19 protein-coding genes are annotated in these 26,108 nt (G+C 52.0%); 8 read left to right on the top strand and 11 right to left on the bottom strand.

Features of this window, described 5'->3' with window-relative positions; all coding sequences use genetic code 11:
- Positions 1 to 3: 3 nt before the first annotated feature.
- The 3 genes from ssuD to ssuB are packed head-to-tail and all read left to right on the top strand — an operon-like array spanning position 4 to position 2,739.
- Positions 4 to 1,158, top strand: coding sequence for an FMNH2-dependent alkanesulfonate monooxygenase (gene ssuD, locus ACLBVC_RS15620; RefSeq protein WP_410150392.1), 1,155 nt, complete (start codon positions 4 to 6; stop codon positions 1,156 to 1,158).
- A gap of 10 nt (positions 1,159 to 1,168) precedes the next feature.
- Positions 1,169 to 1,960 carry an aliphatic sulfonate ABC transporter permease SsuC gene (gene ssuC / locus ACLBVC_RS15615; protein ID WP_410150391.1) on the top strand — a complete coding sequence of 264 codons (792 nt, stop codon included), beginning with the start codon at positions 1,169 to 1,171 and terminating at the stop codon, positions 1,958 to 1,960.
- Positions 1,957 to 2,739, top strand: coding sequence for an aliphatic sulfonates ABC transporter ATP-binding protein (ssuB, locus tag ACLBVC_RS15610; protein WP_410150390.1), 783 nt, complete (start codon positions 1,957 to 1,959; stop codon positions 2,737 to 2,739). The genes ssuC and ssuB overlap by 4 nt, the downstream gene beginning before the upstream one ends.
- Before the next feature lie 79 nt (positions 2,740 to 2,818).
- Here the strand turns inward: ssuB and pepN are convergent, their stop codons facing one another.
- A complete protein-coding gene (gene pepN, locus ACLBVC_RS15605; protein WP_410150389.1) occupies positions 2,819 to 5,434 on the bottom strand; it encodes an aminopeptidase N in 2,616 nt (871 codons plus the stop codon).
- A gap of 609 nt (positions 5,435 to 6,043) precedes the next feature.
- On the opposite strand from pepN, the gene pncB reads away from it, so the two are divergent.
- From pncB to ACLBVC_RS15585, 4 genes are all read left to right on the top strand, one after another.
- Positions 6,044 to 7,249 carry a nicotinate phosphoribosyltransferase gene (gene pncB, locus ACLBVC_RS15600; RefSeq protein WP_410150388.1) on the top strand — a complete coding sequence of 402 codons (1,206 nt, stop codon included), beginning with the start codon at positions 6,044 to 6,046 and terminating at the stop codon, positions 7,247 to 7,249.
- Positions 7,250 to 7,538: 289 nt separating this feature from the next.
- Positions 7,539 to 8,939: an asparagine--tRNA ligase gene (gene asnS, locus ACLBVC_RS15595; RefSeq protein WP_410150387.1), complete on the top strand. Its 1,401-nt coding sequence runs from the start codon at positions 7,539 to 7,541 to the stop codon at positions 8,937 to 8,939.
- A 300-nt stretch (positions 8,940 to 9,239) separates the two neighbouring features.
- Positions 9,240 to 10,361, top strand: coding sequence for a porin OmpC (ompC, locus tag ACLBVC_RS15590; RefSeq protein WP_410150386.1), 1,122 nt, complete (start codon positions 9,240 to 9,242; stop codon positions 10,359 to 10,361).
- Positions 10,362 to 10,603: 242 nt separating this feature from the next.
- Positions 10,604 to 11,794 (top strand): amino acid aminotransferase, encoded by a 1,191-nt coding sequence (locus ACLBVC_RS15585; RefSeq protein WP_410150385.1) that lies wholly within the window; start codon positions 10,604 to 10,606, stop codon positions 11,792 to 11,794.
- A 77-nt stretch (positions 11,795 to 11,871) separates the two neighbouring features.
- Here ACLBVC_RS15585 and ACLBVC_RS15580 read toward each other — a convergent pair whose 3' ends face one another.
- The 7 genes from ACLBVC_RS15580 to cmoM form a co-directional block, all read right to left on the bottom strand.
- Positions 11,872 to 12,519 (bottom strand): MBL fold metallo-hydrolase, encoded by a 648-nt coding sequence (locus ACLBVC_RS15580; RefSeq protein WP_410150384.1) that lies wholly within the window; start codon positions 12,517 to 12,519, stop codon positions 11,872 to 11,874.
- A 51-nt stretch (positions 12,520 to 12,570) separates the two neighbouring features.
- Positions 12,571 to 13,122, bottom strand: coding sequence for a YcbK family protein (locus ACLBVC_RS15575; RefSeq protein WP_056769288.1), 552 nt, complete (start codon positions 13,120 to 13,122; stop codon positions 12,571 to 12,573).
- Positions 13,123 to 13,300: 178 nt separating this feature from the next.
- On the bottom strand, positions 13,301 to 15,151 hold the full coding sequence (gene ldtD, locus ACLBVC_RS15570) for a L,D-transpeptidase (protein WP_410150383.1): 1,851 nt from the start codon (positions 15,149 to 15,151) through the stop codon (positions 13,301 to 13,303).
- A gap of 406 nt (positions 15,152 to 15,557) precedes the next feature.
- The gene (mukB, locus tag ACLBVC_RS15565; protein ID WP_410150382.1) at positions 15,558 to 20,006 is read right to left on the bottom strand and encodes a chromosome partition protein MukB; all 4,449 of its coding nucleotides are present in this window, start codon (positions 20,004 to 20,006) and stop codon (positions 15,558 to 15,560) included.
- Positions 20,003 to 20,734: a chromosome partition protein MukE gene (gene mukE / locus ACLBVC_RS15560; protein ID WP_410150381.1), complete on the bottom strand. Its 732-nt coding sequence runs from the start codon at positions 20,732 to 20,734 to the stop codon at positions 20,003 to 20,005. The genes mukB and mukE overlap by 4 nt, the downstream gene beginning before the upstream one ends.
- Positions 20,715 to 22,037 carry a chromosome partition protein MukF gene (gene mukF, locus ACLBVC_RS15555; RefSeq protein ID WP_410150380.1) on the bottom strand — a complete coding sequence of 441 codons (1,323 nt, stop codon included), beginning with the start codon at positions 22,035 to 22,037 and terminating at the stop codon, positions 20,715 to 20,717. The genes mukE and mukF overlap by 20 nt, the downstream gene beginning before the upstream one ends.
- Positions 22,034 to 22,819, bottom strand: coding sequence for a tRNA uridine 5-oxyacetic acid(34) methyltransferase CmoM (gene cmoM / locus ACLBVC_RS15550; RefSeq protein ID WP_410150379.1), 786 nt, complete (start codon positions 22,817 to 22,819; stop codon positions 22,034 to 22,036). The genes mukF and cmoM overlap by 4 nt, the downstream gene beginning before the upstream one ends.
- Before the next feature lie 156 nt (positions 22,820 to 22,975).
- On the opposite strand from cmoM, the gene elyC reads away from it, so the two are divergent.
- Positions 22,976 to 23,764 (top strand): envelope biogenesis factor ElyC, encoded by a 789-nt coding sequence (elyC, locus tag ACLBVC_RS15545; protein WP_410150378.1) that lies wholly within the window; start codon positions 22,976 to 22,978, stop codon positions 23,762 to 23,764.
- Here elyC and ACLBVC_RS15540 read toward each other — a convergent pair.
- The 3 genes from ACLBVC_RS15540 to ACLBVC_RS15530 all read right to left on the bottom strand — a co-directional run bounded on the left by ACLBVC_RS15540 (position 23,757) and on the right by ACLBVC_RS15530 (position 25,770).
- Positions 23,757 to 24,650: a YcbJ family phosphotransferase gene (locus ACLBVC_RS15540; protein ID WP_410150377.1), complete on the bottom strand. Its 894-nt coding sequence runs from the start codon at positions 24,648 to 24,650 to the stop codon at positions 23,757 to 23,759. The two genes, elyC and ACLBVC_RS15540, sit on opposite strands and share 8 nt — an antisense overlap.
- A gap of 182 nt (positions 24,651 to 24,832) precedes the next feature.
- Complete coding sequence (kdsB, locus tag ACLBVC_RS15535) at positions 24,833 to 25,591, bottom strand: 3-deoxy-manno-octulosonate cytidylyltransferase (RefSeq protein WP_410150376.1); 759 nt, start codon at positions 25,589 to 25,591, stop codon at positions 24,833 to 24,835.
- Positions 25,588 to 25,770, bottom strand: coding sequence for a Trm112 family protein (locus ACLBVC_RS15530; protein ID WP_104921460.1), 183 nt, complete (start codon positions 25,768 to 25,770; stop codon positions 25,588 to 25,590). The genes kdsB and ACLBVC_RS15530 overlap by 4 nt, the downstream gene beginning before the upstream one ends.
- Positions 25,771 to 26,108 lie beyond the last annotated feature (338 nt).

Below are 26,108 nucleotides of genomic sequence, written 5' to 3'. Positions count from 1 at the left end.
AACATGAGTCTGAACGTATTCTGGTTCTTACCTACCCACGGCGATGGCCGTTATTTAGGCACTGAAGAAGGCGCGCGCGTGGTCGATCACGGCTATCTTCAGCAGATCGCACAGGCTGCAGACCGCCTGGGTTTTGGCGGTGTATTGCTGCCAACAGGCCGTTCATGTGAAGACTCATGGCTGGTAGCCGCCTCACTGATTTCGGTGACTCAGCGTCTGAAATTTCTGGTGGCGCTACGTCCGGGGATTATTTCTCCGACGCTGGCTGCCCGTCAGGCCGCCACGCTGGACCGGCTTTCCGGCGGTCGTGCGCTGTTTAATCTTGTTACGGGCGGTGATCCCACCGAACTGGCTGCCGAAGGTTTGCACCTCAATCACAAGGAACGCTACGAAGCGTCCGCAGAATTTACCCGCATCTGGCGCCGCGTGCTGGAAGGGGAAACCGTGGATTACGAAGGCAAGCACATTCAGGTGAAAGGCGCGAGCCTGATGCACCCGCCGGTTCAGTACCCTCGCCCGCCGCTGTATTTTGGCGGTTCTTCTGACGAAGCGCAGGATCTGGCCGCTGAGCAGGTTGAACTGTATCTCACCTGGGGTGAACCGCCCGCGCTGGTGAAAGAAAAAATCGAGCAGGTCCGCGCGAAAGCCGCGGCGAAAGGCCGTACGGTTCGTTTCGGTATTCGTCTGCACGTGATTGTTCGCGAAACCAATGAAGAAGCCTGGCGCGCCGCTGACAAGCTGATCGCCAACGTGGATGACGAAACTATTCAGCGCGCGCAGGCCGCATTTGCGAAGACCGATTCCGTCGGTCAGCACCGTATGGCCGCCCTGCACGGCGGCGACCGCAATAAACTCGAAATCTATCCGAACCTGTGGGCAGGCATTGGTCTGGTGCGCACCGGCGCGGGTACGGCGCTGGTCGGAGACGGCCCGACCGTTGCGGCCCGCATGCAGGAATATGCCGATCTGGGCATCGATACCTTTATTTTCTCCGGTTATCCGCATCTGGAAGAAGCGTACCGCGTTAGCGAACTGCTGTTCCCGCATCTGGATCTGGCAAAACCCGAAGACGATCAAACCGTGAAAAATGCCATTTTGCCGCGCGGTGAACTGGTGGCGCACGATTTTGCGAATAAACGCGTCGCCAGCCAGCATTAAGGAGAAAAAGATGACGAGATCTCAACGCTGGCTGAACCGCGCCGCGCCATGGGTCGTTCCGGTTGTCTTGATCGGCGGCTGGCAACTGGCCGTTGAAGGGGGGTGGTTGTCTAACCGCATACTTCCGGCACCGAGCGCTGTGGTTGAAGCGTTTTGGACACTGGCGAAAAGCGGCGACCTCTGGCAGAACCTGAAGATCAGCACTTTCCGTGCGCTGATTGGTTTTGCCATCGGCGGCAGTCTGGGTTTACTGCTCGGCTTTATCACCGGGCTTTCACGCTGGGGCGAACGTCTGCTCGACAGCTCGCTTCAGATGCTGCGTAACATTCCGCATCTGGCGCTGATCCCGCTGGTGATTTTGTGGTTCGGCATCGATGAATCCGCCAAGATTTTCCTCGTGGCGCTGGGCACTCTGTTCCCGATTTATCTCAACACTTACCACGGTATTCGCAACATTGACCGTGGCCTGCTGGAGATGTCGCGCAGCTACGGTTTATCCGGTTTCCCGCTGTTTATTCAGGTGGTTTTACCGGGCGCGCTGCCGTCGATCATGGTCGGCGTTCGTTTTGCGCTGGGCTTTATGTGGCTGACGCTGATCGTCGCGGAAACCATTTCGGCCAACTCAGGCATCGGTTATCTGGCGATGAATGCCCGCGAGTTTTTACAAACTGACGTCGTGGTTGTGGCCATCGTGTTGTACGCCATCCTCGGCAAACTGGCCGATGTCCTGGCCCGCCAGCTGGAAAGTGTCTGGTTACGCTGGCACCCGGCCTATCAGAAAAAACAAGGAGACGCCGCATGAGCGCACCTGCACGTATCGGGCAAGGCACGCCGGTCACCTTATCCGGAATCACAAAAAAATACGGCAACCGCGCCGTACTCAACGACATTAATCTGCGTATTCCACCCGGCCAGTTTGTGGCCGTTGTGGGCCGCAGCGGTTGCGGAAAAAGTACCTTGCTGCGCCTGCTCGCCGGGCTGGAAAAAACCACCCAAGGCGAGCTGCTCAGCGCCAGCGCACCGCTGAGTAAGGTTCGCGAAGATACACGGCTAATGTTTCAGGATGACCGACTTTTGCCCTGGAAAAAAGTGATCGATAACGTCGGCCTGGGCCTGAAAGGTCAGTGGCGTGAAGCCGCGCGGGCTGCGCTGGAAGAAGTCGGGCTGGCCGACCGCGCAGACGAATGGCCTTCGGCGTTATCCGGCGGACAAAAACAACGCGTGGCGCTGGCACGGGCGTTGATCCACCGCCCCCGCCTCCTGTTGCTTGACGAACCGCTGGGCGCGCTCGATGCGCTGACGCGTATTGAAATGCAAAGCCTGATCGAACGTTTATGGCAGCAGCATGATTTCACCGTTTTGCTGGTGACACATGATGTCAGCGAAGCGGTCACGGTCGCGGATCGCGTGATCCTTATCGATCAGGGGCACATTGGCATGGATTTAACCATTGATTTGCCACGCCCGCGTCGCAAAGGATCTGCACGTCTGGCTGAGCTGGAAGCGGAAGTGCTGGAGCGCGTGCTGACGCCACAGCCTGCACAGACAGTGACTCAGGAAGCGAAACGCGCGCAGAGTTAAAGGAAAGTCCCGTCATCTCAACATGCAAAAAGGGCGATGTTTCCATCGCCCTTTTGTCTTTCTGCGTTGCTGCGATTAATTACGCGTCTAACGCTTTGGTGATTTTCTCGAACAAATCACCGGACAGGTTTTCCAGTCCTTTCAGCTGCTCCAGCGCCTTGCGCATCAGCGCCTGACGGCCGGCATCATAACGTTTCAGACGGATTAGCGGCTCAATCATACGCGCGGCAACCTGCGGGTTGCGCGTGTTCAGATCGCTCAGCATTTCGGTCAGGAACTGATAACCGCTGCCATCTGCGGCGTGGAATGCAGAAGGATTAGCCGACGCGAATGCACCAATCAGTGAACGGACGCGGTTCGGGTTGCCCATGCTGAATGAACGGTGGTTGAGCAGTGAACGAACTTTCTGCAACACGTCGGCCGCCGGGCTGGTCGCCTGCTGGATAAACCATTTATCCATGACCAGACCGTCGTGATGCCAGCGCTCGTCATAAGCTGCCAGCAGCGTTTCGCGACAAGGTAATTGCGCGGACACAGCGGCAGCCATTGCGGCCAGCGAATCGGTCATGTTATCGGCCTGTTCAAACTGGTTTTTTACCAGCTGATCTGCCAGATCAACATCCGCAAAAGCCAGATAATGCAGGCAGGTATTGCGCAGTGAACGTTTACCGATATCTTCGTGAACCACACGGTATGACGGCAGACGGTTAGCGTTGTAAACCGCCAGGAACTCATCCGACATTTCGGTTGCCAGACAACGGGTAATCGCGTCATGCACGGCGCTGATCGCTTCAGGATCGATGATATCGAACAGTTCAGCGATTTCGTTTTCTGACGGTAACGTCAGGATTTGCGCCGCCAGCGCCGGATCAATGTGCTCATCCAGCAGTACAGCACGGAAAGCATCGGCCACATGCAACGGCAGCGACAGTGGCTGTTTCTGCTGATGACGTGCGACGTTCAGTTTGATGTAAATCGCCAGCAGGCTCTGCGCGGCGTCCCAGCGGGCAAAATCGTTACGTGCGAATTTCATCAGGAAAGTCAGCTGATGATCGCCCCACTTGTAATCGAGTTTCACTGGCGCAGAGAATTCACGTAATAAAGAAGGCACCGGCGGGTATTCCACATCGTCAAAGATGAAGGTCTGCGCGGCTTCGGTCACATTCAGCACATGGCTGACAGCCTGGCCATTTTGTTTCAGTGCAATCACGTTGCCCTGCGGATCGTAGAGTTCGATATCCAGCGGAATATGCAATGGCAGCTTTTCAGTCTGATCAGGCGTCGGCGGGGTTTTCTGGCTGACGGTCAGGGTGTATTGCTGTTTTTCCACGTCGTAGTCGTCGCGCACGGTCAGCACCGGCGTGCCGGACTGGCTGTACCAGCGGCGGAACAGCGACAGATCAACGTTTGAGGCATCTTCCATCGCCTGCACGAAATCGTCGCAGGTCGCAGCGCTGCCATCGTGGCGCTCGAAATACAGCTGCATACCGGCCTGGAATTTCTCTTCGCCCAGCAAAGTGTGCAGCATGCGGATAACTTCAGAACCCTTCTCATACACAGTCAGCGTATAGAAGTTATTCATTTCGATAACTTTTTCAGGACGAATCGGATGCGCCATCGGGCTGGCATCTTCAGAGAACTGTGCGCCACGCATAACGCGGACGTTATCGATACGGTTGACGGAACGGGAGCCCAGATCAGAACTGAATTCCTGATCGCGGAAAACGGTCAGGCCTTCTTTGAGGCTCAGCTGGAACCAGTCGCGGCAGGTGACGCGGTTACCGGTCCAGTTGTGGAAGTATTCGTGGCCGATCACCGCTTCGATACCGAGGTAATCTTTGTCGGTCGCGGTTTCGGCTTTTGCCAGCACGTATTTGGAGTTAAAGACGTTCAGGCCTTTGTTTTCCATCGCGCCCATGTTGAAGAAATCAACGGCAACGATCATGAAAATGTCGAGATCGTATTCGAGGTTGAAGCGGGTTTCGTCCCATTTCATTGACTGTTTCAGGGATTCCATTGCCCAACCCGCGCGATCCAGATTGCCGCGGTCAACGAACAGCTCCAGCGCCACATCGCGGCCTGAACGGGTTTTGAAAGAATCACGCAGAACGTCAAAATCACCGGCAACCAGCGCAAACAGGTAGCAAGGTTTCGGGAACGGATCCTGCCATTTGATCCAGTGCTTGCCGCCTTCCAGCTCGCCAGAATCGATACGGTTGCCGTTCGACAGCAGGTACGGATAACGGGCTTTGTCCGCCACGATACGGGTGGTAAAACGCGCCAGCACATCAGGGCGATCCAGATAATAGGTGATATGGCGGAAACCTTCCGCTTCACACTGCGTACACAGCGCTTCACCGGACAGGTACAGCCCTTCCAGCGCGGTGTTTTTCGCCGGATGAATTTCGTTAACAATCGCCAGTTCAAATGCTTCTGGAAGGCCAGAGATTTCCAGCGCGCCTTCTTTTAACTGATATTGCGGCCAGTCCAGACCATTAATCTTCAGGCTGATAAGCGCCAGATCTTCCCCGTTGAGCACCAGCGGAGCGCCTTCTGCACCCTGCCGTTTAATCTGGCTGACGGCGGTCACAAGGGTCTTCTGTGCATCAAGCTCGAAATTCAGGTCGATATCCGTGATGGTGTAGTCCGGCGCACGATAGTCGTGGCGAAACTTGGCTTGTGGCAGTTGAGTCATAAAAAACCTTTTGGCGTTTTCATTGTTTAGGGTGATGACGATTTATGGAAGATGAAGCTGGCGCATGTCTCCGGCGATTCACTGTGCAGCCCTTACAGCATCCAATCTTTTTATCTCTAAACTCTAACACAGGCATCAGGAAATCCCAGATTGTTGCCAGTTTGTGAGTGCGTTAGGCCAGAAATTGTTCAAAACGGGATTTCATGAAGTTAAGTAGTGAAGTGATGAGAAAACATGCCTGAAATTCATGCAGTGAATCGGTTGGGTGGTCGGTCGTTTATTATCATGAACAATTGCAGGGGATTAAGCTGATGAAAATAAGCGCAGAAAGCGGTCGAATCATTCTATCCGAACTTCAGATTGATTAAATTTATGTAATCAATTTGTGCTTTTTTTCATCTAAAAAAAACGCTACCTGCCTATATTACCTGCGTTTAAGCACATTTAGGCCTCGACCATTCCCAGACAATTATGATGTGATGGGAGTTCTTTAGCGGGATATTACGGTATACTTCACAGACTTTGCTGTTTTATCCCGAACGTTTTTTTTACGGAACGGTTGTTTGTGTTCAAACACTCAGTTTCTGACGAGGATGCTGTAAGCGCGCTATGACTCCATACGCCTCCCCGATTTTGACTTCGCTGTTAGATACCGATGCCTACAAGCTTCATATGCAGCAAGCGGTTTATCATCGCTATCGCAATATTAACGTCGTGGCCGAATTTCGTTGCCGTGGTGATGAGCTTCTGGGCGAATATGCCAGCGAGATCCGCCAGCAAATCCAGATGATGAGCCAGCTGGCGCTGACCGATGACGAATTCACCTACCTTTCCGGTCTGCCCTTCTTCACGAAGGATTATCTGAACTGGCTGAAAACATTCCGCTACAATCCTGAGCATGTCGCCGTCTCTGATCGCAACGGGCATTTGCACGTGCGTATTGAAGGTCCGTGGCGTGAAGTGATTATGTGGGAAGTCCCGCTGTTGGCAGTAATCAGTGAAGTTGTGCACCGTCAGCGTTCGCCGGATGTTACCGCGCAAATGGCGGTCGATCAGTTGCGTAAGAATCTTGCAAGTTTCAAACAACAGGCTGCTGACATCGATCTCTCTGCTTTCCGCCTGATGGATTTCGGCACGCGCCGCCGGTTCTCCGGTGAAGTTCAGGAAGCCATTGTCACTACGCTGAAAAACGAATTCCCGTATCTGGTCGGTACAAGCAACTACGATTTAGCCCATAAATTGCAGCTGACGCCGGTTGGAACACAGGCGCATGAATGGTTCCAGGCGCATCAGCAAATCAGCCCGGTTCTGGCGAACAGCCAGCGCGCTGCGTTGCAGGCATGGCTTGATGAATACCCGGATCAGCTGGGTATTGCCCTTACTGACTGCATCACCATGGATGCTTTCCTGCGTGACTTCGGAACAAAATTCGCCAACGCGTATCAGGGTTTACGTCATGATTCCGGGGATCCGTTTGAATGGGGTGAAAAAGCGATCGCACATTATCAAGCACTCGGTATCGACCCGATGACCAAAACGCTGGTGTTTTCCGATAATCTGGATTTGGATAAAGCGCTGCATTTATACCGGCACTTTCATCAACGGGTAAATCTGGTCTTTGGTATTGGGACGCGTCTGACCTGTAATATTCCGGACGTCAAACCGCTGAACATTGTCATTAAACTGATTCAGTGTAACGGCAAACCGGTGGCAAAACTTTCTGACAGCCCTGGAAAAACAATCTGCCAGGATAAAGCGTTCGTTAAAGCATTGCGCAAGGCATTCGATCTGCCGCTGGTGAAAAAAGCCTCCTGATGGGCGTTAATACTGTGCCGGAAAATAAACTTCGGCACAGTGATGCATTTTTCCGCATATTTATGCTTCGCGTTCTCTTCCTTTATATACATACGATTTAATTCGCTCGGCTTTCATTCAGTCCGCTAATAATTTTCCCCAATCCATCCTCCTGCCTGAGAATTCTTGGCCGCCGACGACGATTTCTGCTTGTGTCCTGAGAAAGGCTAAGTAACATAGCAAAATCCCTTTTTACAGGGTGTACATTATTTCTTAGCCAACATCTGTATATAAAGAAAGAGAGAAATCTATGAGCGTTGTGCCTGTAGTCGACGTACTGCAAGGCCGTGCTGCGGTTGACAGTGAAGTCACCGTACGCGGTTGGGTACGTACCCGGAGAGATTCTAAAGCGGGTATCTCATTCGTCGCCGTTTATGACGGCTCCTGCTTTAATCCATTACAGGCCGTCGTCAATAATTCTCTGCCCAATTATCAGGAAGACGTTCTGCGCCTGACGACAGGTTGTTCGGTTGAAGTGACGGGTACCGTTGTCGCTTCGCCTGGCGAAGGCCAGAGTTTTGAGCTGCAGGCCACAGCCGTGAAAGTCGTAGGCTGGGTGGACGATCCTGATACTTACCCGATGGCGGCAAAACGCCACAGCATCGAATATTTACGCGAAGTCGCTCACCTGCGTCCGCGGACTAACCTGATTGGCGCGGTTGCCCGTGTGCGCAACACCCTTTCTCAGGCAATTCACCGCTTCTATCACGAAAACGGCTACTTCTGGGTTTCAACCCCGCTGATCACGGCTTCTGATACTGAAGGCGCAGGCGAGATGTTCCGCGTTTCTACGCTGGATCTGCAAAACCTGCCGCGTACTGATAAGGGCGAAGTGGATTTCAGCGAAGACTTCTTTGGTAAAGAATCCTTCCTGACCGTTTCCGGCCAGCTGAACGGCGAAGCCTATGCGTGCGCGCTGTCCAAGGTTTACACCTTCGGCCCGACTTTCCGTGCAGAAAACTCCAACACCAGCCGTCACCTTGCTGAATTCTGGATGGTTGAGCCGGAAGTCGCGTTTGCAACGCTTGATGATGTCGCATCTCTGGCTGAAAACATGCTGAAGTATGTTTTCCAGGCTGTGTTGAACGAACGTTCAGACGATATGGCCTTCTTCGCAGAACGCGTAGACAAAGATGCTGTTGCCCGCCTGGAGCGTTTCGTAACCTCCGATTTCGCGCAGGTAGATTACACCGAAGCAGTAGAAATTCTGATGAATTGCGGCCAGACATTCGAAAATCCGGTCTCCTGGGGCGTGGATCTCTCTTCTGAACACGAGCGCTATCTTGCAGAGCAGCATTTCAAAGCGCCGGTTGTTGTGAAAAATTATCCTAAAGATATCAAGTCTTTCTATATGCGTTTAAACGATGACGGCAAAACGGTTGCTGCCATGGATGTTCTGGCGCCGGGCATCGGCGAGATTATCGGGGGTTCACAACGTGAAGAGCGTCTGGATGTTCTGGACGCCCGTATGGCTGAAATGGGTCTGAAACAAGAAGATTACTGGTGGTATCGCGATCTTCGTCGTTACGGCACCGTGCCACACTCCGGTTTCGGGTTAGGGTTTGAACGTTTAGTAGCTTATGTGACCGGTGTCCAAAACGTGCGCGACGTAATCCCGTTCCCTCGGACACCACGTAATGCAACCTTCTAATTAAATAACGTATTTTTATTTTACAAAATTGCCACAATTCGAAGGCCAGCTTAGCTGGCCTTCGCCATTTTTAAAGATAGATCCCCGTCACAAAGTTCCTTTAAATACACATTTTGAAATACAATTTTTCTCACTGAAACATATTTAGTAATTTAGTAGCATTTTCGCTATGGATTAAGCGAACCTCGGATGGAATAGTGCGTTCAGACACAGGAGACACCAAACTCTCACGAATAGTTCCGTAAAGAATTATTTAGGGCAGTGGCAGGTGTCCATATAAAACCAATGAGGGTAATAATAATGATGAAGCGCAACATTCTTGCAGTAGTAATCCCAGCTCTGTTAGTCGCTGGTGCAGCTAATGCAGCAGAAGTTTATAACAAAGACGGCAACAAGCTGGATCTTTACGGTAAAGTTGATGGTCTGCATTACTTCTCTGATGACAAAGGTAATGATGGTGACCAGACTTACGTTCGTTTCGGCTTTAAAGGCGAAACTCAAATTGCAGACCAACTGACCGGTTACGGCCAGTGGGAATATAACGTCCAGGCTAACCACTCTGAAAGCCAGGGTACTGATGGCAACAAAACCCGTCTGGGCTTTGCTGGTCTGAAATTCGGCGATGCAGGTTCTTTCGACTATGGTCGTAACTACGGCGCAGTCTACGACGTTGAAGCATGGACCGATAACCTGCCAGAATACGGCGGCGACACTTACACCATCACTGACAACTACATGGTTGGCCGTGCAAACGGTGTTGCAACTTACCGTAATACCAATTTCTTCGGTCTGGTTGATGGCCTGAACTTTGCTCTACAATATCAGGGTAAAAACGAGAACGACGGCCGTGATGTTTCTAAACAAAACGGTGACGGTTACGCGATTTCCAGCACCTATGACATCGGCGCAGGCGTCAGCGTGGGTGCGGCTTACGCATCTTCTGACCGTACTGATGCTCAGACTGCAGACGGCAACGGCGACAAAGCTGACGTTTGGACAGTCGGTACCAAATTCGACGCTAACGGCGTTTACCTGGCAGCCATGTATGCTGAAACAAACAACATGACTCCGTTTGGTAACACCTCACTGGGTAACGGCGCAGCTAACGGTACTCGTGATGGCCAACAGCAATTCGCTAACAAAACTCAGAACTTCGAAGTTATTGCACAGTACCAGTTCGACTTCGGTCTGCGCCCATCTGTTGCTTACCTGCAATCTAAAGGCAAGCAGCTGAACAGCTCTTACGGCGACGACCAGGATCTGGTGAAATATGTAGAAGTAGGTACGACTTACTACTTCAACAAAAACATGTCTACCTATGTTGACTACAAAATCAACCTGCTGGATGACAATGACTTTACCAAAGCTAACGGCATCGCAACTGACGATATCGTCGCTCTGGGTCTGGTTTACCAGTTCTAATATTGCTTAACGATGCGCTTTCGGGCGAATCAAAATGGATATTAAGGCAGGGCTTCGGCCCTGCCTTTTGCATTTATGCGTTTGCCGAAAAACCGCTTTGCCACCTCATCTCATAAATTATTTTAATCTCGCACGCCTTCTCACAACTCTGCTTTCTTTTTGCCGCAAACGGTTGGCAAAAAGAGGCTCCGGCGTTACCCTGATGCCCTCTTTCGAAATATCAGGCTATGGAAGTTTCCAACATGTTTGAAAAAATCACTGCAGCACCTGCCGACCCGATTCTGGGTCTTTCCGATCTTTTCCGCGCTGACGACCGCTCAAATAAAATCAATCTGGGGATTGGTGTTTATAAAGATGAAACCGGTAAAACGCCGGTTCTGGCCAGTGTGAAGAAAGCCGAACAATTCCTGTTGGAAAATGAAACGACAAAAACCTATCTGAGCATCGACGGGTTACCTGATTTCGCGCGTTGCACCCAGGAATTGCTGTTTGGCAAAGACAGCGCTGTGATTGCCGACAAACGTGCCCGCACGGCGCAAACTCCGGGCGGTACCGGCGCGTTGCGTATCGCCGCAGATTTTATCGCCACACAAACCAGTGCCAAACGCGTGTGGGTCAGCAACCCAAGCTGGCCGAATCATAAAGGTGTTTTCTCGGCTGCGGGTCTGGACGTTGCGGAATATAATTATTACGACGCCGCCAATCACAGCCTCGACTTTGATGGCATGCTGAAAAGCCTGAGCGAAACACAGGCTGGCGACGTGGTGCTATTTCATGGTTGCTGCCATAACCCGACGGGTATCGATCCGACGGAAGAACAATGGGCTAAACTGGCGGAATTGTCTGTCGCCAAAGGCTGGTTGCCGCTGTTTGATTTTGCCTATCAGGGTTTCGCCAAAGGTCTGGAAGAAGACGCTGCCGGGCTGCGCCTGTTTGTGGCTAATCATAAAGAATTGCTGGTCGCGAGCTCTTACTCGAAGAACTTTGGTTTATACAATGAGCGCGTGGGTGCCTGTACGTTAGTAACGGCCGATGCCGAAACAGCAGACCGCGCATTCAGCCAGATGAAATCGGTTATCCGTGCAAACTACTCCAACCCGCCAGCACACGGCGCAGCCGTTGTTGCCACTATTCTGGGTAATGAAGCACTCCGCACGCTGTGGGAACAGGAGCTAAGCGATATGCGTCAGCGCATCCATCGCATGCGCCAGTTGTTTGTCAGCACGTTGCAGGAAAAAGGCGCGCAGCAGGACTTCAGCTTTATTATTAATCAGAACGGGATGTTCTCTTTCAGCGGCCTGACCAAAGATCAGGTATTGCGTTTGCGTGATGAATTCGGTGTTTACGCGGTGAACTCTGGCCGTATTAACGTAGCCGGTATTACACTCGATAACATGGCTCCGTTGTGTGAAGCCATTGTCGCCGTACTGTAAGAATTCGTATTTCTGAATTCCATTAAAAAGCCCGTCAGATAACGACGGGCTTTTTGTATTCTGGCAGTTAAAAAAATTTACCAGACCGGCATTTCATCCTGCAGGAAGGGGTTGGTTTTACGTTCGTAGCCGAAATCGGACATTTCACCATGACCCGGAATAAAGACGATATCATCACCCAGCGGCAATAATTTTGTTTTGATGGAGTGAATCAGCGCCTGATGATCACCACGCGGGAAATCACTGCGCCCTACTCCGCCTTTAAAGATTACATCACCGGAAACGGCCAGCCGTGTTTTATTATTGATGAAAACAATGTGTCCCGGCGTATGTCCCGGGCAATGCAACACAGAAAGCATCTCTTCACCCACGGTCACGGTGTCCCCTTCTTCCAGCCAGGTATCTGGCGTGAGCGGGTCACAATGGTCAAGACCAAACATCTGGCTTTGTGTCGGTAGCGCATCGAGCAGGAACTGATCTTCTTTTTGTGGCCCGATGACCGGCACCTGATAATGGGCGGCCAGTTCTGCTGCTGCACCGACGTGATCAAGATGGCCGTGAGTCAGCAAAACTTGCGTGACCAGCACACCTTTATCGGAGACTTCGCGGATTATTTTTGCTGCATCACCGCCCGGGTCGACAAGCGCGGCCTGATTTGTTTTTGTACACCAAATCAGTGAGCAATTTTGGCTGAAAGCCGTGACAGTAATAAGATGGAATTTCATAGGGCTCCACAAAATGGCCTGTCCGTTTGGGCAGGCCATTAATGACGCACACTACCAGGTTCGTGCTGGCCCGGTATCAATGTGCACAAAGTTACTTCGTGGATAATATCCTACACCACCCATCCGCATTTTTAATGCTGCTTTGCGGATATTACTCAGTTCAATTCCCTGGATATGGAAATCCATTGCCTGCCCGAGCGTGTGGTAACTGTGTTTTGCCACGCCGCTTCCCGGTTCACGCATGCTGTTATTCGTGGCCAGAGAACGGTACCCGGAAATCAGTTGCACCGGTTTATTCGTTCCACCGAGCATAACCTGCAAACGATAAAGATGATCGAAAAGCGCGGGATCGATGCTTTTTACTTTTTCCGCACGATAGTCCCTGAACAGATGATTCAACCGGGCCAACTCATCCTTGTTATAACGCTTTCCATCAAAAAACTCAGTTTTGAGGGTTTCGCCGGTATTCAGATTATTAACCACTAAAATACGCGGACGAGGTGTGGAAAGAGTGGCGAATGCACGACTCGGAAGCAATGCAATCCCCATAGCGGCACTGCCTAATGCCAGCCATTTACGGCGATGTTTGTCGATTTCATTCATGAACAGTTTACTATCCGGTAAGAGAGTCAAAAATAAGCTCCGTTCGGAACCGTTTTGAACCTTAACCGCCAAATTTCTGCGAGTCAAGGGACCCTGTAAAGCAAAACGAGCGTGCCAGTAGCTCACGCTCGTTGTCAGGCCAAATATTCAGACCCTTATCAGATTAGTTTTACTGCATTTATTGGAGCAAAATTTCTGCCTGAGGCAAAATTTGTGCGCCCGATCGCACAGTCGCATCGTAATTGTAAATATCTGTGCGGAATTGCGGCTTACCGTCGTCAGCTACCCACGCCGTCAGATAGAACAGTTTTACCGGTATATGATGGCGGATCGCCACATACGTCGTATTGCCACCCTGAAGGGCAGAAGAAATTCGGGTATCGTTCCAGCCCGCATCCTGCAAAAGCATATTGGCCAGCTCAGAGGCTTTATTCACCCTCACACACCCCGAGCTCAGCGCACGAATGTCTTTGCTGAACAGATTGTGGTTAGGCGTGTCATGCAAATAGATAGCGTCGGAACTTGGCATATTAAATTTATAGCGGCCAAGAGAATTGCTTGCGCCCGGTGCCTGACGGATGCGATACGGGAAATGACCTGGCGAAACCATCGCCCAGTCAATCATCGCCGGATCAATCACTTCCGCATCATTAGTCCAGCCGGACAAGACCTGATAACCGTGCTGCTGGAAGTACGTCGGATTATTCCTGGCTTTCGGCACGATATCTTCGCGTACCAACGTTGTCGGCACGTTCCACGGTGGATTCACTACGACGTTATTCAGCGCACTGCTCATCAACGGTGTTTTCCGGCTCGGACGCCCCACAATGACCCGCGAAGACAAAACTTCACTGCCGTTGAGATAATACGTGAGCTGGTAGTTTGGAATATTCACCATAATGCCAGTATTCACATTGCCCGGCAGAATACGTAAACGTTGAATATTCAGCGCCAGCAAAGTGGCACGCAGTTGCGGAGATGCATTCAGCCACTGGCGGGTACGTCCGCCAATGATGCCGTCAGCTTCTAACCCCTGCCATTTCTGGAAGCGTTTAACGGCTTCGACCAGATCGGAGGTGTACTGGTTATTCGATACAGCCACCGGCGCAGCAGGTGCAGGCGTTCCACCGGCCTGAACCGTCGGCAATACATCCTGAATCGACGTCGCAGAAGGGCTCACTGCAGGCGTTGCAGATTGGGCTTTATCGGCGGCTTCATCGACGGACAAATCATCATTCGCCGCACTTCCCGGTACATTTGGCGCAATAGTTTCATCGGTCGGCTTCGGCGATTTAGCCTCTTCCGCTGACGCCACCATCATGCCGGTGCGCGTGAGAATTTCGCGCAGCGCAGGCACATCATCGCTGATTTGATCGGGCCGCAAACTGGCGGCACCCGTCATTACAGGCCACGGACGATTGTCCGCCAGCATCAGCCTGAGGGCATCGTGCATTTTGGCGTAATAAGGATGTTGCGGCGTCAGTGTTGACAGATAATGTGCCGTGTCGCCCTGACGGACAGCCAGTTGCCACTGATTAATCACGGTCAGCGGCGGCGTGGTCATTTTGTATGGCACATTGCTGTAAAGCCAGGTGTCGCCATTGGCTTCAACGCTGCTGGTAAATTGTAAATAGCCCAGCATGGCATCAGACAGCACAACATCGCGTGCCATTCCCGTGACCTCAGGATCCGTCAGCCATTTGACCCATTGCGTAAATTGCGGCTGGATACCCGAAATCGCCAGCTCAGCTAATTGCTGCTGGAAGATCTGAATGGATTCCCTGTCTTTCCACATCGGCTGCATATGATTGGCAGCGTAAAGTGAGGACAAAGACGACAAATACAATGGGCGAATCCCGCGCGGTGCCAGTTCTGCCTGCAACTGACTCATGCTCTGAACGCTGGACAGCGTAGTTTTCCCTACCGGCATAGTGGGTACTGCGGCCCAGACAGAAAACCATGGCGACAGACCGCTTGCCAGCAGACAGCTGGCAACTAAAAACCTGAGAGACCTTTGATTCATTAACATTTTCCCTTGCCTCCCGATAAATTGCCCAATTTGATCCCCAAAATTAAGCCAGCAGCTCTTGGATTAAGTATATAAAGAGAATTCTTTTTTTGCGTAGGAACTCAATGCAATAGAGTCCGTATCTCACGTAAAGACTCTAAGCCAGCCGCCAGCCGAAATAAAGACTTCATTGTGTACTTTCCATTCTGCGGCAAAGCATTAGCTCACTATTCAGCCAGGTGTTTGAAAATGTCTTAATTGTTATTTATGACTAAGACATATTCTTAAGAAAGTATCAGAGAAATGAATAAGTAATACTCAGAGAGTAAACGAATATTTAAGAAAAGAAGTATGAAGAAAATAAGGAGTTGCAGACAATAAAAAACGCCCCGGTAAAATACCAGGGCGTAAGGGTTTTCGAAACTGCTCAGGAAGCGTCGGCTTCGCTCGTCACCAATGTCGGAAGTTCCGGAGCAAATCCACGCAATCCTACCACATGCACGTGTTCATTATTACCGAACACTTTACGTACCAGTTTGTAGGTCGTGCCTTTCTCAGGGCTGATATTTTCTGGTGCCGCGATAATAAGCTGCATTTCCAACCGGTCGCAAAGCTCAAACAGCGTAGCGATAGATTTGGCATCCAGACGCGCCGCTTCATCAAGGAACAGCAGACGGCAAGGCGAAATATCTTTACCACGCATACGGCTCGATTCGTCTTCCCAGCTCTGAACCACCATCACCAGAATCGACATACCGGTACCGATCGCTTCACCGGTAGACAACGCGCCACTTTCTGCACGCAGCCAGCCATCAGACCCACGGTTAACTTCCACCTCCATTTCAAGGTAGTTACGGTAATCCAGAAGTTCTTCGCCGATGGTTTGTGGCGTACGCTGCCCCATATCGATTTGTGGATTCAGGCGCTGATACAATTTTGCCAGTGCTTCAGAGAAGGTCAGACGGTTGCTGCTGAACAAGTCCTGATGCTGTTCCTGTTGCTCAGAAAGCACATCCAGTAAACCGGCGTGAGCTTCACGCACATTAACATTCAGACGCACACTTTTGACCTGACCAAACGCCACGGCCTGCAGGCCCTGGTTGAGCTGGCGGATACGGTTTTGCTCGCGCTGAATCGTTTTACGAATAATATTCGCCACACTCTTCGAGCTGATCGCCAGTTGCTGTTCACGCGCCGTCAGTTCTTCAGTCAGGCGCCCCAGCTCGATTTCCATCTGTTCGATGGCTTCAACCGGGTCGTCTGTGCGGATAATATCCTGACGGATACGCTCGCGCAGATGCTGATAAACCGCAATGTAGAACTGAATTTTACGTTCAGGACGTTTGGGATCTTCGGAAAGACGCAGCACATCACGCAGATGTTCGTTGTCAGAGACTGCCAGACGCAGCGCACCGAGCGATTTATCCGACATCGAACGCAGTTCGTCGCCGTCCATATAGGCCAGCTCGCGGCGGTGAAGACGGCGCTCAACGCCATTATCTTTCACCAGACGCATCACGGCGCACCAGCCAGCTTTCGACGTCACCACCTGCTCACGGCTCTGATGGTAATCGCGTTCCAGCTTGCGTAATTTCTTCTGCAAATTGTCCATCTCGGCTTCACAGAAAGTAATCTGTTTTTCGAGCTGGTTGCAGCGCGCACGGTTCGTACTGAGGGCGGTATGCAATTCATCGCGTCGCGTTTTGGCACGCGCTTCCGCGTTCGGATCTGCCTGAACGCCTATATCCTGCAATTCCTGGCTCAGTTCTTTGAGCATGTCGCGTTTGGCATCAAACGAACTTTTCAGGGATGCCAGAACCTGACTGTATTGCGTCAGCTGGGTCTGATGCTGACGCATCTGCTCACGGGCGCGGGTACGTTCCGCTTCCGCATGCTCCAGGCGTTGACGCAGTTTGTCATTCAGGTCACTGTTTTCATTGAGCATACCGGCAGAATCGGTATAGCCAAAGTGAGCGCGACGCTGAACGACTTCGGTCAGGGCAAACGCCTGCTGTTTCGCCAGACGCTGTGCATGCTGAGCCTGTGCATAATCTTCTTTCAGTTGCTCGTGCTGTTCCGGGTCACTTTGTAACACCGAGACCAGCGGTTCGAGTTTGCCCAGAGAAATGCCATGCTGCTGGATGAAACGGGCAGAATCCTGCGCTTCATCCATTTCTTCACGAATTTCTTCCACACGGTCAATCAGCGTTTCGTCGCATAACAAACCAACGCGCGGTTGCAATTTGTTCAGCATCGTGACGGCTTCTTTAGCCTGTTCGTATTGCTGACGTTGCTGCTGATTCTGGCTTTCGTGCGCATTCAGCGCGCGTTCCAGTTCACCACGACGCCCGCTCAGAGTACGGATATCCGCTTCTGGGTCGGCATCAAAAGCAACGGCCAAATGGCTACCGATGAAACGGCTGAACGCCTGATGCGCCCGCTGGATTTTCTGGACGTCAAACGACAGCGTGGCGTAACGCTCGGATAAATTTTCGCGTTCTTTATGCAGTGTTTCCAGGCGATTTTCACGCGCAGCACGACCGAACAGCGGCACCTGTGGGAAGTGGGAATAACGCCACTGACGTTCGCCGGTTTTGACCAGCACTGCGCCCTGCATTTCTTCCACTTCAAAGACGTTATCGTCAAATGACTGCGGATCCCCTTCGATCAGATAGAGGTCTTCCGGACAATCGTCCAGCCCATCGAGCTGATCGCGGATCAGCGACAGATCAGGTACGACGATCGCGTGACGTGACGGGCCATACAACGCGGAGAAATACGGCGCGTCGTCGATGGTGACGTCGTCATAAATCTCGGAAAGCAGTACGCCACCGAAGCGTTCGGCCAGCGCAATCATGCGGGAATCTTCCGCACCACTTGGCTGGCTCAGACGGGTGATCTGGCCTTCGATGCGGCGCTTACGTGCAGCGACTTCATCGCGTTCAACCGTCGTTTCACGTTCGGTTTCCAGCAACTGCTGCATATATTCAGTCACCTGCTGGCTGTTTTCCAACGGTTCCTTACTTTGCTCGCTCAGCTGGCCCAGCGCTTCCTGAGCAGCCAGCCAGACCGGCGCACGGGCAGTCAGTTCACGGATACGCGACTGAACCTGCTCGAGTTCCTGACGCATTTCCATGCGGCGTTCACCGGCCTGTGAAACTACGCCCTGTAACTCTTCAATCTGCACTTCCAGCTCGCGCTGCATTTCGTCCAGATCTTCCGGCTGCACATCCTGGCCGGTGCGTTTGCAGAATTCCTGCAACTGACGTTCAGCGTCCTGCTGCTCACGAAGACGGCCTTCAAGCTCTGACAAACGCATGCGCAGCGGTTCGACGCGCTCCGCCTGATGCTGCTGAGAAGACCAGTCGCGTAACAATTCACGCGCGGTTTGCCAGGCCTGACTGCGGCTGACTTCACCGGCGATTTTCACCACCAGCTGATACGCAGTTTCAAACTGATTGTGCGCCGCTGATGCCACGCTCATTTTTTGTTCCAGCTGGAGCAGGATCTCTGTAGCTTCCTGCTCTTTGCTCTGGAATGTTTCCAGCCATTCTTCGCTGTTTTGGGTGCTCAGATCCGGGATCTGGCACAGGTCGCGCGCACGTTCAATGGCCTGCAACGCCTGCTGGTATTGAATCGCACGGGTTTGCTGAACGTCCAGCGCCTGCTGGTAATCGGCAAGCTGACTTTTCAGCTCATCGACTTCAAGCTCGGCGGCCTCGGCTCGCGCTTCATGTTCAGCATGCAGTTCGCTGGCTTCCGCCACGACTTCATTCTGTTCTTCAAGACGGTACGTCAGCTCTTCGAGATCACCTTCATAACGCTCGATTTTTTCCTGCTGACGCATCGCGGTCTGAACCAGACTGAGATGATCGCTGGCGGCCTGATAATCGGTTTCCAGGTCACTTTGCGAACCGCTCTGCTCCGCCAGTTCACGCGCCATTTCGACATGACGGTATTGCTCGCCGGACAGCTGTTTCCGGCTGGTAAGCAAATCGTTACGCAATACCAGTGCACCATCGAGGTGAATACGACGTTCGTTGGCGTGACGCATATAGTCGGCCGCCACGTAAGATGTCGCTTCAGAAATCAGATGTTTGAACAGGTCACGGTCGGATTGGGTTACGCGAATAGCTTCCAGCGTCATGCGGTTTTCACGCAGTGCAGCTTCCATATCCTGGAAAGCCTTTCGCACACCGCTGTTTTCCGGCAACAGGTAGTCGCGCAGGGAACGTGTGATGGCGCTGGAAATCCCGCCATACAGCGAGGCTTCAATCAGCCGGTAGAATTTGCTGCGGTCAGACGCTGATCGTAAACGTCGCGGAATGACACCCAGGTCGAACATCAGCGCATGGTAATCGGTGATCGAGTTGAACTGCTTAAACTGGACACCTTCCATGGCTTCGACGCGATCTTTCAGCTCCTGCAAAGACAGCACGCGAGCCTGGCGCTCTCCCACCGTTTCCGTCAGCATTTCCGTCGGATTAACCGCGACCGGCAAGCCCTGGATGGTGAACGGTTTAATGTCGACTTTACGGTCACGGCCTGCGACCTGTTGCAGACGTACACCAACCACAATGCGCTGGTGGCGCGAGTTCACGACATCCAGCACCGAGTAACATACGCCCGCACGCAATTTACCGTGCAGACCTTTATCGCGGGAACCTGAGGTTGCGCCTGCTTCCGTGGTATTACGGAAATGCAGCAGCGTCAGATCGGGGATCAGCGCCGTAACAAACGCGGCCATGGTGGTGGATTTACCCGCACCGTTACCGCCTGAAAGCGTAGTGACCAGTGAATCGAGGTCAAAGGTCCGGGCAAAGAACCCATTCCAGTTAACCAGCGTCAGTGAGCGAAATTTACCGCGTTCAATCATTCCTGTTCATCCTCTGCGCTATCAGATCCCTGATGCCCTGCCTGCAATTCGCCCTCTTCGCTTTCATCGTTCAGTGACAACGCACTGTCGACGGGCATCGCTTCGCCGTCGCGGATCATCCGTAACTGTGCTTCACGGGCATCATCGCCGCTGCGAACATCCGCGCCAAAACGGAATACCGCCTCGGTGATACGGAATTTGCTGCTGTCGACACCCATGAAATACACCATGCCCAGACGGCGCAGACGGTTCAAAGACGTACGGACTTTATCCTGTAATTTCTGGCGGTCTAAATCCGAACCGGTTGAGCGCTGATTGACGTATTTCAGCAGCTTGTTTTCATCGGCCAGACTCAGCAGCTCGTCATACAACTCTTGCTGGGTAAAAATCCCTTCGTGCGCTAGGCGTTCCGGGCTGAGATACAGATAGCAGAGAATTTTCCCCACCATCATGTCCAGCTCAGAAAGCACTGAACGGGGGATCAGTGTCGTCGAGCGCGGGCGCAAATAGAAGAAACCTTCCGGTGCCCGGATCAGTTCTACACTGTAGCGGCTGTAAAACAATTCCATTTCTTCCTGATAATCCATCAGGAAAGCGTGGTTATCGAGTTCATCGATGCCAATATGGCGGCCAGAACGCAGCTGGCTGTCGAGAGCAGGAAACACTGAATTTGCCAGTGCCTGCGCCAGCTTAGCTGGCATTATGTGTTCAATATTTGTCGATGACATGGGCCTGCACCTTGGCTCCGTAATCATTGATTGCCTGCCATTCGGCATGCAACCCTGAAAAATCTGCTTCAGCCACACCAAGGCGAACTGCCTGGTCGACCACAATTCGCGCGACATCAAAGTGTCGGGCACGCGGATACTGTTTGAGATATTCGCGCATTACCATGCCCAGATTGAGCGGCGTTTTCTGTTGTTGATAGACCTGTAATGCCTGTTCAATCAATGCCGCAAGCTGTTCGCGGATTTCGTTAAATTCTTCAAATTCCAGATCCGGCGGTAATTCGCCGGTGACTTCTTCGCTGCGTAACGCCAGTTCTTCATCACGCATATCCAGCAAGCGATCCGCATTGGCAAACGTCAGCGTCCAGGGCTGGTCAAAATAGTTTTGAACCGACTGGCGCAGGCGCTGCGCAAATACGCGGTTTTTATCCATGTCGATAGCCGTACGGATAAATTTATGCACGTGGCGGTCATAGCCAATCCACAGGTCAATCGCCTGCTGACCCCAGCTGGTAATGCGGTCGAGTTTGTTCTGTAAATCGAAGACCAGTTTGTCGACGAAGCTCAGGTCCATTTCCACCATCGTGGCATCCTGAATACGCAACAGGTGTGCCTGCAACAGGTCGCCTGCGGCTTCCAGCGTATCCTGTAATTCACGCAGAGTGCCCGAGGTTTCTGACAGGAGGATTTCACAGCTGGAAATGGCGGCACGCCAGTCTTTGTTGAGCAGCCCTGCGATATCATCTTTGACGCCCTGTTGCTGCTCATCCATGATCCGCTGAGTCATGTCGATGCTGTCAAAAATTTCAGCGACGGAATATTTCAGCGGTGCATAAACGTTGCGGTGCCAGTGGAAATCATCGCCACCCTCTTCGGCAGCATCGGCCGCACGCTTAAGTTCCTGTGCAACAATCGACAATTGCATGGACAATCGCAGGGTAGAAAATTCGCGCTGACGGATATAATAATCTGAAATACCGATGGCCAGCGGCGTCAGGCGATAAATGGCATTACCATCCGCCAGTTCGCTGACAAAACGGTTGAGCAGACGCTGACGCACCATATCATTGATGGCATTATTGGCACGCACGGTGATCGTTTCGTTTGTCTGCTCGAAACCTTTACTGACGTGACGAAACGCGTCTACCAGCTCACCTTCACTCATTTCCCCATCGAGGCGCTCGCTGTTTAACGTAGCAATTGCCAGAAGAAAAGCCAGCCGCTCCGTTGGCAGCGAAATTGAGAAATCATTTTTCCGTGCCCAGGCGACCAGTTCGGGTACAGTCTGGGAAAATTCACTCATAATTCGTCCTTCAGAATGGGTTTGTTCGCCATCACATGGATGTAACGTCCCAAACTAACAAAAGGTTCCTGCCGGCAATAACGCTGTTCCAGCGCCAGAAGCTCGTCAAAATCCTGCTTATGTTGTTGTCTGTTTCGCAAATAATCGTGGAATACTCTAACACCGGTTTTGCCGCTTATCTGCATCCCAAGCTCCTCCAGCCACTGATAGACCTGCGCAGGTTCCAGCGGATGATCGGGCAACAGGGAGCTCTTTTTGATTTTTGGCACGCCGGCTTCAACATGACCGAAATTTCCCAGGATCATGTGCCGCATGACCAGACCGTGGATATTGTAAAACATTAGCGAGATTGCGCCACCCGGCACCAGACAATCGGTCAGTGTGGCCAGTGCCTGTTGAGGTTCCGCGAGCCATTCAATGACCGCGTGAAACAATATCAGATCAACCGGCGCTTCCAAATGTTCTGCGATGTGCTGAGCGGGACAATGTACAAATTGCATGTTGTCGCTCACACCTTTTTCAATCGCCGCAGCCTGCGCGCGACGGATCATCTCACCGGAGAGATCGCACAACAAGACCTGATGTCCTAAAGCGGCCAGTTCGCAGGCCATTTGCCCTTCACCACCGCCCGCATCAAGAATACGCAATGGCCGCTGCGGCAAAGTTTTCATCAACTCCTGCAGATCCTGACCCAGCACGGCCTGACGGATACGTCCTTTCGTTGTGCCGTAGATATTGCGCGAAAACTTTTCGGCCATATCGTCAAAATTACGATCCTGCATGAATTGAACCTTGTTCCTGAAAACGTTTTACCGGGTTATCTCTATGCGGCATCGCCGCGTGAGGTGCTATTTTGGCACAGGCTGGCATAGAATAAATCATCCTGACGCTGAATCACGCCCGGATGTCGTTTTTTCACCCAAAAGGACCGGTTTCTGATGCTATTTATCCTAAAAAAAACTGTTGGGGGCCTGTTATTGCCTCTGCCTTTTATCCTGCTGATGATGGCGATCGCGCTGGTGTTGTTGTGGATGACCCGCTGGCAAAAAACTGGAAAAGTGTTTTTTTCACTGAGTTGGCTGCTGTTGCTCCTGCTGAGCCTCCAGCCGGTCGCTGACAATTTACTTGGGCCGGTGGAATCTGGCTATCCGACCTATCAGCCTCAGGCGCATCAGCCGGTAAAATACGTTGTCGTTCTCGGTGGCGGCTATACCTATAACCCGGACTGGGCACCCAGCTCCAACTTGATCAGCAACAGCCTGCCCCGCGTCGCAGAAGGGATCCGAATTTATCGAGCAAATCCGGGATCGAAAATCGTGTTTACAGGCGCGCAGGCCATGACCAATCCGGTGAGCAGTGCAGCAGTAGCGGGGAAAGTGGCGGAGAGTTTAGGTGTTCCGGCAAGCGATATCATTTTGCTCGATAAACCCCGGGATACACAGCAGGAAGCACAGCAGGTGAAAATTCTGGCAGGGGATCAGCCTTTCGTGTTGGTGACCTCCGCCAATCATCTGCCCCGTGCGCTGATTTTCTTCCGGCAGGCAGGATTGAACCCAATTCCGGCTCCGGCCAATCAGCTGGCAATTGATTCCCCGCTTAATCCGTGGGAAAGAGCCCTCCCGCAGGCACTTTTCTTATCTCACAGTGAACGGGCGTGGTACGAAACGCTGGGGCGTCTCTGGCAATGGATGACGTTAGCGTCATCCGAAACAAAGTCCGTCAGTTAAGCCACGGCAACAGTTGCTGTCTCGCATAGTCAAACTGGCGGCGATCGAGCTTACCGGTATGGATAAGGTGCGCGACGGATTCCCACAGTAAATAGAACCAACGACGCTCAAGGAAGATGTCTGAGACGGGCGCTTTTTGCAAATAGCTGAACAGCAGTTGCTCGCTCATACCCTTTTCCCAAAGACGGAATAAATCAAATTCACGCGGCGCCCATAAAACGGTGCCCGGATTAATCATCGCCAGAAGCTGATCGCTGCGCGGGTCTTTCAGCATACTGCGCAGAGAGAGATTACCGTGAACAAGAACCGGCGTGTCATCGAATTCCCGGAACAAGGTCGGGATACTGGCACGGGACCGGAAAAGCACCGTGCGGTCTTCCGCCATGAGTTCCGGCGCCTGTAAATTTGATAAGGTTGACCACAGCACTTCAACCCGTTGCGGATACCAGTTTTCCCAGCGGTTTTCCTGGGTGCTGTCGACTGAACCGACGCAACCATGGCTGTCAATCCGGTGCCAGGCTAGCATCGCCTCAACGATTTGCTCCTGCAAGATTTTCCAGCGTTCTGGCGTGCGGGTTGGCGCTTCCGCTGAGACGCCGCGCAGACGTTCAATCAGCAAAATTTCCTGATAGGGTTTTTGATGCGTTGTGACCATACCGTAAATCGTCGGCACGCGCACCACGCCCTCTCTGGCCAGCATTGAGAGTTTGTAAGCTTCCTGCCCCGCGATGCCTTCGCAGACAAAACTTTTCGCCATCAGCGGCATTGCATAGCCCTGCTCATCATAAAGAGAAAAAAGATGGGCATAGGGTTGCTCACTGACACATTCAAGGCGGGATAAACGCTCGCCCAAAACAATACTTAACTCGGCTTTTAGCTGTTCCATAACGTATTCGCAGTGACGAAAAGATTAACGTTTATGATGAAAGCTTCGGTAAATGAATACCCCGTTTCAGATCAAACAAAAACCGGATAATTGCTTCGGGGGAGAGAGGATATTACGGAAACTGGAAGGAACGTCAGATAAGAATGGACGGAATATGGCGCATTCCGTCCGCTAACAGAGGATCAGGAATGCGAATGGCCCAAAATCTTACGCACGCGTTCCAGATCTTCCGGAGTATCAACCCCTACTGAAGGAATGGCTTTCGCGACATCTACGTGGATTTTCTCACCATACCACAGCACCCGGAGTTGTTCGAGCAACTCAATGTGCTCCAGTTTACTCGGTTTCCACTGAACGTACTGCCGGATAAAACCGGCACGATAAGCATAAATCCCGATATGGCGCAGGAAGACGTCGCCAATCGTGTCTTTAGAAATAGCGAAGCGCTCGCGTTCCCACGGAATGGCCGCGCGGGAGAAATACATGGCGTAGCCGTTGACGTCGCGAACCACTTTTACAGCATTCGGGTTGAAAGCTTCTTCAGCAGATTCAATCGGTACTGCCAGCGTGGCCATACCCGCAACGCTGTTAGCCAGATTCTCAGCAACCTGACGGACAATCACCGGCGGGATCAGCGGCTCATCGCCCTGAACATTAACGATGATTTCATCATCGGCAAACTGACAAATCTGGATAACTTCTGCCAGACGCTCAGTACCAGACTGATGATCCGGGCTGGTCAGGCAAACTTCACCACCGGCTGCTTTCACTGCGGCCACAACTTCCGGATGGTCGGTCGCTACAATCACGCGTTTTGCACCTGATTCCAGTGCACGTTCCATGACGTGCACAACCATCGGTTTACCGTTAATGTCGGCTAAAGGCTTACCGGGCAGGCGGCTAGACCCAAAACGGGCCGGGATAATTGCAATAAAACTCATGGATGTGTCTCATCAACAGAAAGCGGGCGGGCTTCGTTTTCTAATAATACTGGAATGCCGTCCCGAACCGGATAAGCCAGACTGTCGGCTTTACACACTAATTCCTGTGCTTCTTTATTGAAGTACAGTTTCCCGTTACACACAGGGCACGCAACGATTTCAAGTAAACGATGGTCCATTAATTCCTCCCGGAGGCGAATACACCGCTTTTAAGCAGGGTGTCACGCAAAAATGCATTGGAAAACACAATACAACGGCTCCAGAGAATAGCATAACGCCCCCTCTCCGTTAATCCTCGCGTCACCTTCTGTTACGCCTCCAGAAAGTTAAATTAATGTGATTAAAAAATATCACTCATGAAGGATTGCGTAGCAGATTCCGTGGGAGTACAATTTTTTGTGATGTACATCACATTATAAACTTCAGATATGAGCACAAAATGAAAACCATTAACAAAATCATCGCAATGTTCGCTAACTTCAGCAACTAATGCTGAGTCACACCTGCAATCATCGTG

The sequence above is a fragment of the Rahnella selenatireducens genome (assembly GCF_046449555.1).
Lineage (GTDB): Bacteria > Pseudomonadota > Gammaproteobacteria > Enterobacterales > Enterobacteriaceae > Rahnella > Rahnella selenatireducens.
This window is presented reverse-complemented; position numbering and strand designations above follow the sequence as displayed.

What these genes read in the sequence shown, in the direction of transcription:
- ldtD (WP_410150383.1), bottom strand. Translation starts at nt 15,151, where the DNA reads ATGTTAATGAATCAAAGGTCTCTCAGGTTTTTAGTTGCCAGCTGTCTG.
- ACLBVC_RS15575 (WP_056769288.1), bottom strand. Translation starts at nt 13,122, where the DNA reads ATGAATGAAATCGACAAACATCGCCGTAAATGGCTGGCATTAGGCAGT.
- ssuD (WP_410150392.1), top strand. Translation starts at nt 4, where the DNA reads ATGAGTCTGAACGTATTCTGGTTCTTACCTACCCACGGCGATGGCCGT.
- ACLBVC_RS15585 (WP_410150385.1), top strand. Translation starts at nt 10,604, where the DNA reads ATGTTTGAAAAAATCACTGCAGCACCTGCCGACCCGATTCTGGGTCTT.
- asnS (WP_410150387.1), top strand. Translation starts at nt 7,539, where the DNA reads ATGAGCGTTGTGCCTGTAGTCGACGTACTGCAAGGCCGTGCTGCGGTT.
- kdsB (WP_410150376.1), bottom strand. Translation starts at nt 25,591, where the DNA reads ATGAGTTTTATTGCAATTATCCCGGCCCGTTTTGGGTCTAGCCGCCTG.
- ACLBVC_RS15530 (WP_104921460.1), bottom strand. Translation starts at nt 25,770, where the DNA reads ATGGACCATCGTTTACTTGAAATCGTTGCGTGCCCTGTGTGTAACGGG.
- ssuB (WP_410150390.1), top strand. Translation starts at nt 1,957, where the DNA reads ATGAGCGCACCTGCACGTATCGGGCAAGGCACGCCGGTCACCTTATCC.
- mukB (WP_410150382.1), bottom strand. Translation starts at nt 20,006, where the DNA reads ATGATTGAACGCGGTAAATTTCGCTCACTGACGCTGGTTAACTGGAAT.
- ssuC (WP_410150391.1), top strand. Translation starts at nt 1,169, where the DNA reads ATGACGAGATCTCAACGCTGGCTGAACCGCGCCGCGCCATGGGTCGTT.
- mukF (WP_410150380.1), bottom strand. Translation starts at nt 22,037, where the DNA reads ATGAGTGAATTTTCCCAGACTGTACCCGAACTGGTCGCCTGGGCACGG.
- pncB (WP_410150388.1), top strand. Translation starts at nt 6,044, where the DNA reads ATGACTCCATACGCCTCCCCGATTTTGACTTCGCTGTTAGATACCGAT.
- ompC (WP_410150386.1), top strand. Translation starts at nt 9,240, where the DNA reads ATGATGAAGCGCAACATTCTTGCAGTAGTAATCCCAGCTCTGTTAGTC.
- pepN (WP_410150389.1), bottom strand. Translation starts at nt 5,434, where the DNA reads ATGACTCAACTGCCACAAGCCAAGTTTCGCCACGACTATCGTGCGCCG.
- cmoM (WP_410150379.1), bottom strand. Translation starts at nt 22,819, where the DNA reads ATGCAGGATCGTAATTTTGACGATATGGCCGAAAAGTTTTCGCGCAAT.
- mukE (WP_410150381.1), bottom strand. Translation starts at nt 20,734, where the DNA reads ATGTCATCGACAAATATTGAACACATAATGCCAGCTAAGCTGGCGCAG.
- ACLBVC_RS15580 (WP_410150384.1), bottom strand. Translation starts at nt 12,519, where the DNA reads ATGAAATTCCATCTTATTACTGTCACGGCTTTCAGCCAAAATTGCTCA.
- ACLBVC_RS15540 (WP_410150377.1), bottom strand. Translation starts at nt 24,650, where the DNA reads ATGGAACAGCTAAAAGCCGAGTTAAGTATTGTTTTGGGCGAGCGTTTA.
- elyC (WP_410150378.1), top strand. Translation starts at nt 22,976, where the DNA reads ATGCTATTTATCCTAAAAAAAACTGTTGGGGGCCTGTTATTGCCTCTG.